9 protein-coding genes are annotated in these 12,869 nt (G+C 71.3%); 5 read left to right on the top strand and 4 right to left on the bottom strand.

The features are described from left to right. Positions 1 to 188: 188 nt before the first annotated feature. The 4 genes from J2S55_RS00740 (at position 189) to J2S55_RS00755 (ending at position 4,454) form a co-directional block, all read left to right on the top strand. Positions 189 to 3,059: a nitrate- and nitrite sensing domain-containing protein gene (locus J2S55_RS00740; protein WP_306856559.1), complete on the top strand. Its 2,871-nt coding sequence runs from the start codon at positions 189 to 191 to the stop codon at positions 3,057 to 3,059. Beyond that, positions 3,056 to 3,478 (top strand): roadblock/LC7 domain-containing protein, encoded by a 423-nt coding sequence (locus tag J2S55_RS00745; protein ID WP_370879580.1) that lies wholly within the window; start codon positions 3,056 to 3,058, stop codon positions 3,476 to 3,478. The genes J2S55_RS00740 and J2S55_RS00745 overlap by 4 nt, the downstream gene beginning before the upstream one ends. 132 nt (positions 3,479 to 3,610) lie before the next feature. Further along, positions 3,611 to 3,886 (top strand): DUF742 domain-containing protein, encoded by a 276-nt coding sequence (locus tag J2S55_RS00750; RefSeq protein WP_370879605.1) that lies wholly within the window; start codon positions 3,611 to 3,613, stop codon positions 3,884 to 3,886. Next, positions 3,867 to 4,454 (top strand): GTP-binding protein, encoded by a 588-nt coding sequence (locus tag J2S55_RS00755; RefSeq protein WP_370879581.1) that lies wholly within the window; start codon positions 3,867 to 3,869, stop codon positions 4,452 to 4,454. Before J2S55_RS00750 ends, J2S55_RS00755 begins: the two co-directional genes overlap by 20 nt. A 120-nt stretch (positions 4,455 to 4,574) precedes the next feature. On the opposite strand, the gene J2S55_RS00760 is transcribed toward J2S55_RS00755, so the two are convergent. From J2S55_RS00760 to J2S55_RS00775, 4 genes are read right to left on the bottom strand one after another with little or no spacing between them, the layout of a single operon-like run. After that, positions 4,575 to 5,504, bottom strand: a complete 930-nt coding sequence (locus J2S55_RS00760; protein WP_306856561.1) for an ABC transporter substrate-binding protein — start codon at positions 5,502 to 5,504, stop codon at positions 4,575 to 4,577. 16 nt (positions 5,505 to 5,520) lie between these two features. Then, positions 5,521 to 6,513 carry an ABC transporter substrate-binding protein gene (locus J2S55_RS00765; protein ID WP_306856562.1) on the bottom strand — a complete coding sequence of 331 codons (993 nt, stop codon included), beginning with the start codon at positions 6,511 to 6,513 and terminating at the stop codon, positions 5,521 to 5,523. Next, positions 6,510 to 8,465 (bottom strand): ABC transporter permease, encoded by a 1,956-nt coding sequence (locus J2S55_RS00770; protein ID WP_306856563.1) that lies wholly within the window; start codon positions 8,463 to 8,465, stop codon positions 6,510 to 6,512. The genes J2S55_RS00765 and J2S55_RS00770 overlap by 4 nt, the downstream gene beginning before the upstream one ends. Beyond that, positions 8,462 to 9,745 (bottom strand): quaternary amine ABC transporter ATP-binding protein, encoded by a 1,284-nt coding sequence (locus J2S55_RS00775; RefSeq protein ID WP_370879582.1) that lies wholly within the window; start codon positions 9,743 to 9,745, stop codon positions 8,462 to 8,464. The genes J2S55_RS00770 and J2S55_RS00775 overlap by 4 nt, the downstream gene beginning before the upstream one ends. 302 nt (positions 9,746 to 10,047) lie before the next feature. Here J2S55_RS00775 and J2S55_RS00780 point away from each other — a divergent pair, with 302 nt between their 5' ends. Continuing rightward, the gene (locus tag J2S55_RS00780) at positions 10,048 to 12,843 is read left to right on the top strand and encodes a sensor histidine kinase (protein ID WP_306856565.1); all 2,796 of its coding nucleotides are present in this window, start codon (positions 10,048 to 10,050) and stop codon (positions 12,841 to 12,843) included. The last annotated feature ends 26 nt before the right edge of the window (positions 12,844 to 12,869 follow it).

Genomic DNA, 12,869 nt, shown 5'->3' on the forward strand with positions numbered 1-12,869 from the left:
CGATTAAGTCCGGTTTGTCGGTTTTGCCGATTATGTCCCGTGACCTTGTGGTCTGATGTTGGCCACTTATGTCGTGACGGTGAGGGGTAGCGAGAGCGGTGACGACGGCGACATCCGAGAGCGACGGTGCTCCGGCACACGACCGCGGCAAGCGGCCTGCCGCCCGGTTCGGCCTGCGGAACTGGCGCGTGCGGTCGCGCCTCACGGCCCTGATCCTGGTGCCGACCGTGGTGGGCGTCGCGCTCGCCGGCACCCGCGTGGTCACCTCCGTCGACAGTGTGGCGGGCTACCAGCGGACCGAGTCGGCGGCCGAATACTCCGGCGACATCCGCGACCTCGCCCAGGCGCTCGGTTTGGAACGTGACCGGGTCGCCTGGGCCTCCTTCCAGCCCTCCAACAAGGGGCTGAAGGACAACGCCGGGGCGCAGCGCAAGACCGTCGACGCGCTGGTCGGAAAAGTGCTCCTCGACCTGCGGGCGATCGACGACTCCTACGGCCTCCGGGTGGCCGAGGCCGCCAGGGACGTGACCTACCAGCTCTCCGGCCTCAAGGAGCTGCGCGAGCTCTCCGGTACGGCCCAGGCGGAGCGGTACGGCCTCATGGTCGCCCCGCTGCTCCAGCTCCACGAGGAGCTCACGCTGGTCAGCGACGACCCGGAGATCGTCGGCAACACCCGTGCGCTCAGCGCGCTGGCCTACGCCAAGGAGGAGATCTCCAAGCAGCGGGCCCGCCTGCTGGCCGGCTACTACGCGCCCTCGCTGGTCAACGCCCAAGAGATCGAGAAGTTCATCGCCTCCCGGTCGCGCATGGAGGAGTACAAGGCGGACTTCGGTGTCGAGGCGAGCCCGCTCAACGGCCAGCTCCTCGTCAAGGCCATGATCGACGAGAGGGTGCACCGCGCCGAGCTGACCAAGGCCAGGGCGATCGTGCTGGCCAGCGACCCGGCCAACGAGGGCCGCCTGCTGTCCGACTTCAACGAGGTCAAGCAGTGGTTCTCCGACAACGGCGCGACCATCGACAAGATTCAGCAGGTCGAGGAGAAGGTCGCCGGTGACGTGATCACCCGGGCCCGGGACCTGGAGAAGACCGAGCAGCGCAACGCGATCGTCACCTCCGGCCTCATCCTGCTCCTGCTGCTGCTGGTCCTCGGCCTCACCGTCCTCATCGCCCGCTCGATGGTCCTGCCGCTGCGCCGGCTGCGGGCCGAGGCGCTGGACGTCGCCGGATTCACCCTTCCCGAGGTCGTGCGCAAGCTCCGGGTCTCCGGAGACTCCCGCACCCCCGACATCGACCCCATCTCGGTCGACACCAAGGACGAGATCGGGGAGGTCGCCAAGGCCTTCGACGAGGTCCACCGGCAGGCCGTGCGGCTGGCGGCGGAGGAGTCCGAGCTCCGCTCCAACATCAGCGCGATGTTCGTCAACCTGTCACGCCGCACCCAGACCCTGGTCGAGCGGCAGATCTCGCTGATCGACGGCCTGGAGAAGGGCGAGGAGGACGGCGGCCGCCTGGCGGACCTGTTCAAGCTCGACCACCTGGCCACCCGCATGCGCCGCAACTCCGAGAACCTCCTGGTCCTGGCCGGTCACGAGCCGACCCGCAGGCGCAGCCAGCCGGCCAAGCTCGTCGACGTCGTGCGCGCCTCGCTGTCGGAGGTCGAGGACTACGAGCGGGTCCAGGTCAAGGTGCACCGCACGATCTCGGTCGCCGGGAGCGCCGCCAACGACATCGTCCACCTGGTCGCCGAGCTGGTGGAGAACGCCATCCAGTTCTCGCCCCGGGCCAGCCAGGTCGTGGTCTCCAGCAGCATGATCGAGGGCGGTGCCGCGCTGCTCGCGGTCAGCGACGCCGGCATCGGCATGACCACCGAGGAGCTGATCGAGACCAACCGGCGCCTGGCCGACCCGCCCGTCGTCGACGTGTCGGTGTCGCGGCGGATGGGCCTGTTCGTGGTCGGCAGGCTGGCGCTGCGCCACGGCATCCGCGTCCAGCTCCGCCCGCAGGAGATCGGTGGCCTCATCGCCATGGTCCTCTTCCCGCCGGAGCTGATCGTCGAGGCGGCGCAGCCGCCGTCCATCACCCCCTCGTGGGGCGCCGAGCCGCAGGCCCAGCAGCCCGCCCCCGATCAGTCCCCGTTCGGCCAGAACTCGTTCGGGCAGACCTCGTTCGGCCAGACCTCGGCTCCCTCGGCCTCCCCGTTCGGTCAGAACTCGTTCGGGCAGACTTCGACCCCCTCGGCCTCCCCGTTCGGTCAGACCTCGTTCGGGCAGACCTCGTTCGGGCAGATCCCCGACCCGCAGGCGTCCCCGTTCGGCTCCACGTCGTTCCCCGGCGGCCAACCGGCCCCGGACCGGCCGCAGCCGCTCAACGCCGGCCCGTCCGGCGCCCCGGCGCCCACCGGCGGATCCCCCCTCCCCAAGCGTCCGGTCCCCGGAGCGAACGGCGGCGGGAGCGTTCCAACCCCCGCGGCCCCGTCCTGGGGGCAGCCTCCCCAGGAGGATCCGGCGACCGCGTCGATGCCCGCCGTACGGGTCTCCCCGCTCGAATCCGAGCAGGAGGAGTTCCTGCCGATCTTCGCCTCCATCGAGTCGGCTTGGTTCCGCCGGGCCGACGACACGGGTGAGCAGGCGGCCGTCACCGAGGAGCCCGCGCCCCGGGAGACCCCCGCGCCGCCGGACCCGCTCGGCTCGGTCGACCCCGCGGTCGAGGCGCCCACGCCCCCGGACGGCATGCCGGTCCGCGAGCCGGTCACGCAGCAGGCGCCGGTCCGGGAGCAGGGCGGCTGGCAGACCGCGGCCGACGCCGGATGGCAGGCGGCCCAGGCGGCCAGCGACCCGGCCCTCGGCGGGATCACCTCGGCCGGCCTGCCCAAGCGGACCCCCAAGGCCAACCTGGTGCCCGGCGCCGCGGCCAGCGCGCCGTCCAGCCCGATGCCGTCCCTCTCGCCCGAACGGGTGCGTAGCCGTTTGTCGAGTTTCCAGCAGGGCGTACGGCGGGGCCGTGCCGAACTGAACGAGGAGACCGCCAGAACCCTGGCAGATAAGGAGGAGGGCTCGTGACGACCCTGAGCCATGAGGCGCGCAGGTTCGACTGGCTGATCACCGAGTTCGTCCGCGGCACCCCCGGTGTCGCGCACGCGGTGTGCGTCTCGGCGGACGGCCTGCGGATCGCCAGCTCGGACGGGTTCCCCGACGACCGGGCCGACCAGCTCGCCGCCGTCGCGGCGGGCCTGCTCAGCCTGACCGTGGGCGCGTCCCGCGTGTTCGACGGCGGGGCGGTCACCCAGACGGTGGTCGAGATGGAGCGCGGGCTCATGCTGGTCATGGCGATCAGCGACGGTTCCGTGCTCGCGGTGCTGGCCTCTCCCGAGTGCGACATGGGGCTGGTGGCCTACCAGATGACGCTGCTCGTCGACCGGGCGGGCCAGGCGCTCACCCCGGCCCTCCGGGCCGAGCTGCAGTCCTCCAGGGGGCGGTAGTGTCCGAGTCCTTCGCGGCAACCGAGTCCTTCACTGGAGAGGGACGTGCTCGGGAGTGACGGAACCGGGGACGAGGAGCCCCTGTTCCGTCCATACGCGGTCACCGGCGGCCGATCCGAGCCCCGGTATCACATGGCGATGGAGACACTGGTCTCCTCCTCGTTCATCATGGACGAGGAGCTGGCCCTGCTCACTCCCGAGCAGGACGCCATCATCAGGATGTGCCGTTCGTTCCGTTCGGTCGCCGAGATCTCGGCGCTGCTGAGGGTCCCCCTCGGGGTGGCCCGCGTGCTGGTGGCGGACATGGTCGACGAGGGCCTCGTCCGTCTCCACCAGCCACGGCTCGAACAGGGACAACCGGATCTAAACATGCTCGAAAGGGTGCTCAGTGGACTTCGCAGGCTCTAACCACGGCGGCCTGACGTCGACGAAGATCGTCGTAGCGGGCGGGTTCGGCGTCGGCAAGACCACGTTCGTGGGCGCGGTTTCGGAGATCCTCCCCCTGACCACGGAGGCGGTGATGACCGACGCCAGCGCCGGCATCGACGACCTCGGTCTCACGCCGAACAAGGCGACGACCACGGTCGCGATGGACTTCGGCCGCCTCTCGCTCGACCGTGACCTGATCCTCTACCTGTTCGGCACGCCGGGCCAGCACCGGTTCTGGTTCATGTGGGACGACCTGGTCCGCGGCGCGCTCGGCGCGGTCGTACTGGTCGACACCCGGAGGCTGGCCGACGGGTTCCCGGCGATCGACTACTTCGAGGAGGCCAAGCTCCCGTTCGTGGTCGGCATCAACGGCTGGGACGGGCGCTTCCAGCACACCGAGGACGAGGTGCGGGAGGCCCTGGCCCTCGCCCCGCACGTCCCCGTCGTGCGCACCGACGCCCGCTCCCGCGACTCCGTCAAGGGCACGCTCATCACGCTGGTCGAGCACGTCCTGCGGGTCCGCGCCGCCTACGGCATGTCGGTCTAGGCCGGGCGCGGCCCGTACGGCCTGTGGCCTTCCGGCCCGGGCCGGGCGTCTCCCGCGGGTCCGCGCCGCCTGCGGCATGTCGGTCTAGGCCGGGCGCGGCCCGCGGCGGAGGGCGGTGTGTCAGTCGGGCACCCAGTCCTTCCACACGATCCGGTTCGCGTCGATCCACTTCTGGGCCGCCTGGTCGGCGTTCAGGCCGTTGTTGGTCATGTCGTCGGCGACCGCGTTCTGCTGGCCGTTCGTCCAGGTGAAGTTGCGCACCAGCTCGTAGGCCCGGCCGCCGGTGTCGGCGAACCTCCTGCTCACGATCTTGTCGAGCAGGTAGGGCGGGTAGTCGCACGCGACCTTGGCGGCGTCGGTGTCGCAGCCGATCGCGTAGGGCGGCAGGTTGATCTTGGCCAGCTTGATCTGCGTGAACAGCCACTGCGGTTCGTAGAAATACATCAGCAGCGGGGTGCGCCGCCGTGTCGCCGTTCTGGCGGCCCTTATCAGGGCCTTCTCGCTGCCGGCGTAGACGACCTTGTAGTCGAGCTTGAGATTGCGGACCAGGGCCTCGTCATTGGTGACGTATGAGGCGTCCCCGTCAAGGAGCTGACCGAAATTACCTGATTTATCGGTCTTGAATAGGTGGGCGTACTTGTTGAGCTGCCGCCAGTCGGTGATATCCGGGTACCGGTCGGCCATCCACTGCGGGACATACCATCCGATCACCCCTCTGTTCCCGTTTCTTCCGGCGGATACGGCGACCTTCTTCTCCTCGATGTAGGTCTTCTTCTCGGTCTCGTGGCCCCAGTTCTCGACGATGACGTCCACCGTGCCCTTTTCGAGCCCCTCCCAGGATTGGGCCTCGTTGAGCTCCACCCTCCGCACCTCGTAGCCGAGCTCCTGTTCCAGGAGCCGGCCGAGCACCGCGGCGCTGGCCTCGTAGCCCGCCCACCCGTTGATGGCGATCTTCACGGTGCCGCCGGCCGGCGGAGGCCCCGCCTCCTCGCCGCTGCACGCGGTGAGGAGGAGGAGCGCCGCGACGGCCCCGGCGAGTTGTCTTCTCACGGAATCGGCCGATCGGTTACTTGGGGATCCAGGAGGTCCAGACGGCCGGGTTGGCCTCGACCCACTTCTTGGCCGCGTCCTCGGGGCTCAGACCGTTGTTGGTCATGTCGTCGGCCACCGCGTTCTGCGCCTCGTTGGTCCAGGAGAAGTTCTTGACCAGCTCGTAGGCCCGGCCGCCGGTCTCGGCGAACTTCCTGCTCACGATCTTGTCGAGGTCCAGCTCGGCGTAGTCGCAGGCGACCTTCTTGGGGTCGGCGTCGCAGCCGTCGGTGTGGGGCGGCAGGTTGACGCGGACCAGGTCGATCCGGCTGAACAGCCAGTGCGGGTCCCAGAAGTAGAACAGCAGCGGCTTGCGCTGCTTCTGGGCCTGGGTGGCCGACTCGATCAGCGCCGCCTCGCTGCCGCCCACGACCACCTTGTAGTCGAGCTTCAGGTTCTTGATGATCGCTTCTTCGTTGCTGACGTAGGACGGGTCACCGAACAGGAGCTGTCCCTTGCCGCCCGACTCCGAGGTCTTGAACAGGCCGGCGTACTTGTTCAGGTTCTTGTAGTCGGTGATGTCGGGATACTTGTCCGCCATCCACTTGGGGATGTACCAGCCGATGACGCCCTTGTTGCCGGTGGAGCCCGCCTCGGCGGCGACCTTCTTCTCCTCGATGAAGGTCTTCTTCAGGTCGTCGTGACCCCAGTTCTCCACGATGAGGTCGACGTCGCCGCTCTCGAACCCCTCCCAGGAGACCTGCTCGGCGAGCTCCTTCTTCTCGACCTTGTAGCCGAGCTCGTTCTCCAGCAGATATGAGAGCACGGCGGCGCTGGCCTCGTAGCCGGCCCACGGGTTGACGGCGATCCTCACGGTGCCGCCCGTGGCCGGTGCCGACGACCCGGTGGCGCCGGTGGACGGCTGCCCCGGGCCGGCGCCGGTCTCCACCTTGGCGCCACCGCAGCCTGCGGCGGCCAGCCCGAGTGTCAGAACACCGGCGAGCAGGCGGACTCTACGTCCGATCCTCATGCGATCCTCTTCTTCTTTCGGGGGGAAGGGCGCCTGTCGGCGCCCTGCGTTATCCGGTCGAGCACGATCCCGAGCAGCACGGTGGCCACCCCGGCCGCGAAGCCCATGCCGAAGTCGGTGCGCTGGGAGAATCCCGAGACGACGTCGTAGCCCAGGCCGCCCGCGCCGACCAGCCCGCCGACCACGACCATGGCGAGCGTCATGACGATGCCCTGGTTGGCGGCGAGCAGGATCGCCGGGCGGGCCATCGGCAGCTGCACCTTCCACAGCAGCTGCCGGCCGGTGGAGCCGGACGACCGCGCGGCCTCCACGGCTGCCGGGGAGACGTTCCTGATCCCGTCCTCCACCAGCCGGACGACCGGCGGCACCGCGTAGACCACCGAGGCGAAGATCGCGGTGAACCGGGTCGCGCCGAACAGCGCCAGCGCGGGCAGCAGGTAGACGAAGGCGGGCATGGTCTGCGCGGCGTCGAGCAGCGGCCGCTGCGCGGCGGCGAACCGGGGGGAGCGGGCCGCCGCGACGCCGAGCACGAGCCCGGCGGCCAGGGTCGGCACCACCCCGGCCAGCACGGTGGTGAGCGTCTCCATGGTGTGCTGCCACAGCCCGAGCAGCGCGGTGGCGAGCAGGCACCCCACCGCGGTGACCGCGGGCCGCGCCCCGCCGGTCCGCCAGGCGAGCGCGAGCACGGCCGCCGCGACCAGCCACCAGGGGGCGGTGGTGAGCACCGTCTGCAGGGGGTTGAGGAGCGCCTCGGTGGTGGCGTTCCTGATCGCGTCGGTGACGCCGTACCAGGAGAACTTGGCCCAGTTCACGGCCTCGTTCACCGGCCCGGCCAGGCGGAGCACCCACTCCTGGGGGAACTCGGCGGGCAGGGACCGGGCCACGAGCCCGGTGGCGAGGAGGAGGAGCGCCGCGACGGCGAGCCGGGACCGGGAGGAGAGGGCACCGGAGGGCACCGGCCCGCGCGCCGCGGCGGCCATGGTGATCCGGTCCAGCACGACGGCCATGACCACGATGGCGATGCCCGCCGGGAGCATGAGGCCCACGTTGGCCCGGGAGAGCCCGCGGACGATGTCCGAGCCCAGCCCCGGGGCCGCGATCAGTGCCGCGATCACCACCATGGACAGCGCCATCATGACGGTCTGGTTGATCGCCAGCGCGATCGTGGCGCGCGCCATCGGGATGTGGACCTTGCACAGCGTCTGCCGGCGGGTGGCGCCGAGCGCCGTGGAGGCCTCCACGGCCGTCGGGGAGACCTGCTCGATGGCCAGCGCGGTGATCCTGATCGCGGGCGGGATCGAGTAGATCATCGTCGCGACGGTGGCCGACGCGGGCCCGATCTGGAAGAACAGCACCATCGGCGCCAGGTAGGCGAACGTCGGCATGATCTGCATGACGTCGAGGACCGGGGTGAGCAGGCGGCGCAGCCGTACCGAACGGCCCGCCCACACGCCCAGCGGCAGGCCGACGAGCAGCGAGAGCAGGACCGCCGTGAGCACGAGCGCGAGGGTGTCGGCGGCGGCCTCCCACAGCCCCAGCACCGCGAACGAGCCGGTCCCCAGTACGGCGAGCAGCGCGATCCGCAGGCCGCCGGCCAGCCAGCCCAGTGTCCCCGCGGCCCCGATCAGCCCCGCCCAGCCGGCGCCGTGCAGCACGAGCCGGAGAACGTCGTGGAGGGCGCCGACGGACAGCCGCACGTAGTTCACGAAGAACAGGAAGAGCGGGCTCTCGTTGCGGTTGGCGTCCACCCAGTCCCGCGCGTCGTTGACGGCTGCGAACTGCGCGGCGTCGTCGTCGTGGGGGAGGAGCGCGGTGCCCCGGAAGAGCAGGTAGGCGGCCACCGCCACGGCCGCGCCGCCGAGCGGTGCCAGCCAGGACGGCAGCGGCGTCCTGGCGCGGGGGGTGGGTGGGACCGTCTGCGCCGGGGAGAGCGCCGCCGGCGGGGAGGTCATGCCCCGGCCCCGGTGGCCGGCCGGGGCCGCTCCGGGCGGGCCCCGGAGCCCGTGGGGTCCTGCGGGTGGCCGGCTCCCGTTCGCGGGGGGTCCTGCGGGTGGCGGGCTTCCGATCGACTGGGGTCCGGCGGGCGGCCGGCTTCCGAGCGCGGGGGGTCCTGCGGGTGGCGGGCGTCCGGTACGGCCACGCCCGGGCCGCCGGCCATCGCCGCGAGGATGTCGAGACGGTCGACCACGCCGATCAGCTCCCCGTCCCGCATGACGCGGATCGGCCGGGCCGACGCCATGGCGGCCGGTACCGCGTCGCGGATGACGGTGGCCGCCGGGAGCGCGGGACCGTCGAGGTGCTCCTCCTCCAGCGGGGGGCGGCAGATCCAGCGCAGCGAGAGCACCTCGCTCCTGGGCACGTCCCGGACGAAGTCGGCCACGTAGCCGTCGGCGGGTGCGCCGACCAGCTCCTCGGCGGTGCCGAGCTGGACGATCGCGCCCGCCCTCATGATCGCGATGCGCTCGCCGAGCTTGAGCGCCTCCGACAGGTCGTGGGTGATGAACACCATGGTCTTGCCGACCTCGCGGTGCAGGCGGATGACCTCCGCCTGCATGTCCCGGCGGATCAGCGGGTCCAGCGCGCTGAACGGCTCGTCGAACAGCAGCACCTCGGGGTCCACGGCCAGTGCCCGGGCCAGGCCGACCCGCTGCTGCATGCCGCCGGAGAGCTGGTCGGGGCGGGCGTCGGCGGAGCCGTCCAGGCCGACCAGGGAGAGGATCTCCCGGGCCCGCCGGTGCCGTCGCGCCCGGGGGACGCCCTGGACCTCCAGCCCGTAGGCGACGTTGTCGAGGACCCTGCGGTGGGGCAGGAGGCCGAAGTGCTGGAAGACCATGCTGACCCGGTGCCTGCGCAGGTCCCTGAGCTGGGCCGGGGAGGCGGCGCGCACGTCCTGACCGGCGATCGAGATCTCCCCGGCGGTCGGCTCGATCAGCCGGGTCAGGCAGCGGACCAGGGTGGACTTGCCGCTCCCGGACAGGCCCATCACGACGAACACCTCGCCGGGCCGCACCGTGAAGCCGACGTCCCTGACGGCGGCGACGCAGCCGGTCTTCTCCCGGAGCGCGGCCGGGTCGAGCCGTGCGTCGGGGCCGTCGAGAACGCGCTCGGCCCGGGGGCCGAAGATCTTCCACAGCCCGCGGACCTCGATCGCGGCACCGTCGGATGGGGCCACTGTCTCCTCCAAAGCTCGGCGCCCGGATCCGGCGAGCCTCCGGATGTAAGGAGTCAACATATGGGGGAAATATCGTGAATCACAATCGTGTGATCTTTTGGAGGCCGCCGCACTTATACCCGTTCTCCTTTCTGGAACGGTGCAAACGGCCATACGGGCACGAGAAATACTTAATAAGGTTATATGGATGTCCGTAATAAGGGTTCCAGCCTTAACTGGAGCTCCAGATCTTATCCCTGCTGCCTCATAAGTAATCATTTGTGGAGCTGTGTTCGATTGGCCCCACCGGTAGAGATGTGCTCGAATTACCGGGAACCAAGGGAAATTCGGCCAGCGGGTTCGTCCACCGAGAGGCAGCGTCGGTGAGTACACACAACATCCAGGGTGCGGGGAGCGGGCTCCGCCTGCGGAACTGGAGGGTGCGCTCCAGGCTGGTCGCGCTCATCCTGGTCCCCACCGCGGCGGCGGTGCTGCTCGGCGGGGTCCAGGTCTTCGCCTCCATGCGGGCCGCCGCCGACTACCAGCAGGTCAACGATCTGGCCAGGCTCTCCGACCACATCGGCGCGCTCACCCACGAGCTGGCCGAGGAGCGCGACCGCACGGCTTGGTTCATCGCCCTCGGCCGCCCCGAGCGCGAGGCGGAGGGCGTGGGTAGGCAGATGGAGGCGGTGGACGCCGCCGTGGCGCACGTCCGCGACAGCGGCACCCTGCTCAGGAAGGCGGTGAGCGGCCGGACGAGGGACGAGGTCGAGACCGTGATCACCCGGCTGGACGACCTCGGGCCGCTGCGGGAGCAGGCCCTGAAGTCGGCGCTGCTGCCCGACGCCGCCATCGACGCCTACTCCCTGGTGATCGCCGACCTGCTCTCCCTCCACGACGAGCTCGGCAAGGGGAGCGCCGACGACGTGCTGTACGGCCAGGCGCTGACCCTGGACGCGCTCGCCCGCGCCAAGGAGGCCGCCTCGCTCCAGCGGGGGCTGCTGGCGGTGGTGCTGGTCGCCGGCCGGTTCGAGCAGGAGCAGATGGAGAAGTTCCTCGGCGCGCTCTCCTCCGAGCGCAACGAGCGCAAGACCTTCGCCGCCGAGGCCGGCAGCGGGCAGCGCCGGCTCTTCGACGAGACCGTCAACGGCCGGACCGCCGACCAGGCCGAGTTCCTCCGGGAGCTGGTCCTGCTCCGCGCGGCCTCCGGGGCCTCGCTGAAGGGGCTGGACCTGGCCGAGCGCGACGACGCCAGGCAGTGGTACGACGCGGCGACGGTCACGATCGACCGGATGCGGCAGGTCGAGCAGCGGCACGCCCAGGACATCGTCACCCGCAGCCAGGAGCTCGGCGACGCCGAGCAGAGCCGTGCCCTGCTGGTCGCCGGGTCGGTCGCCGGACTGCTGCTGGTCGTGCTGCTGATCACCACGGGGGTGGCGCGTTCGCTGGTCAGGCCGTTGCGGCGGCTGCGCCGGGAGGCCCTGGAGGTGGCCGGGGAACGGCTGCCCGCCTACGTCCAGCGGGTCCGCGAGGTGGGCGACGACGGGACCGCCGCCGAGGTGCCGCCGATCGGGGTCATCTCCCGCGACGAGATCGGCGAGGTCGCCCGGGCGTTCGACGAGGTCCACCGGGAGGCCGTACGGCTGGCCGGCGACGAGGCCAAGCTGCGCAACACGGTCAACGCGATGTTCGTCAACCTCTCCCGCCGGAGCCAGACGCTCGTGGAACGCCAGCTCACCCTGGTCGAGCGGCTGGAGCGCGGCGAACGCGACGACCAGCGCCTGGCCGACCTGTTCAAGCTGGACCACCTCGCCACCCGCATGCGCCGCAACAGCGAGAACCTGCTCGTCCTCGCCGGGCAGGAGGTGGCGCGGCGCTGGCGGCAGCCGGTCGAGCTGATGGACGTCGTGCGCGCCTCGCTGTCGGAGGTGGAGAACTACGACCGGGTGGTGACCCGGGTCCAGTCCGAGGTCGCCATAACGGGTCCCGCGGTGAGCGACGTGGTGCACCTGCTCGCCGAGCTGGTGGAGAACGCGGTCTCGTTCTCGCCGGGGGCGAGCAAGGTCGTGGTCTCCAGCAGCCGGATCGACGGGGGCGGCGTGATGGTCTCGGTGACCGACCAGGGCATCGGCATGACGCACGAGGAGCTCTCCCAGGCGAACTGGCGCCTGGCCAACCCCCAGACGGCCGATGCCTCCGTGGCCCGCCGCATGGGTCTGTTCGTGGTCGGCCGCCTCGCGCTCAAACACGGCATCCGGGTCCAGCTCCGCCCCCAGGACACCGGCATGACCGCCATGGTCCTCCTCCCCGAGACGCTCTTCGCCGCCCTGCCCGGCCTGTCCCAGCCCGCCGGGCCGCCCCGGCCTCCCGGGGCGCTCCACCCGGTCGCGCCACCCGACTCCCCGTTCCCCGCGAGGCCCGACACTCCTTTTCCCGCGGTGCCCGAGACCGCGGCGGGCCCGGCGTTCCCGCCCGTCCCGGGTGCCGTGCCCGCCCGGACGGGGGCCTCGCCCGCCGCCGTGCCCCTTCTGGCGGCGCCCGTCCCGCAGGAGACGGCCGTGCCGCCGCAGACCAGATCCCGGTGGGCGACCGGCCCGAACGTGTGGAGCCCTCCGGCGGAGCGGCCGCGCCTTCCGGCGGGGGAGGAGGGACGGTTCCCGCCGCCGCCCGGCCTGCCCGATCACCGTCCGGGCCCGGCGGAGGCGGACGCCACCGGGCCGCTGCCCAAGGTGGAGATCTCGGCTCTGGACTCCGACGAGGACTTCCTGCCGATCTTCGCCTCGGTGGAGTCGGGCTGGTTCCGCGTCGGCGCCCCCGCCCCCGCCTCTGCCGGCGGGGCCGGGCAGCCGGACGAGCCCGGTGAATCCGGTGAGCTAGGTGAGCCCGGCGCCTCCGCCCCCGTCCCCGCCGAGCCCGCCGCCTGGTCGTCCCCCGCCGACACCGGATGGCAGGCCGCCCAGGCCGCGAGCGCTCCCGCGCTCGGCGGGATGACCACCTCTGGCCTGCCCAAACGGACCCCCAAGGCGAACCTGGTGCCGGGCTCGGTGAATCCGCCCCCCGACCCGGTCCAGCCGCCCCCGGCCGCCCCTGTCTCGGCGGAGCGGGTCCGCAGCCGGATGTCGAGTTTCCAGGAGGGCGTGCGCAAGGCCCGCAACGAGCTCCCGGACCGGGAGGGCTGAGCCATGTGGGGCGGATACCAGGAGAG

It is taken from the genome of Streptosporangium brasiliense (assembly GCF_030811595.1).
Lineage (GTDB): Bacteria > Actinomycetota > Actinomycetes > Streptosporangiales > Streptosporangiaceae > Streptosporangium > Streptosporangium brasiliense.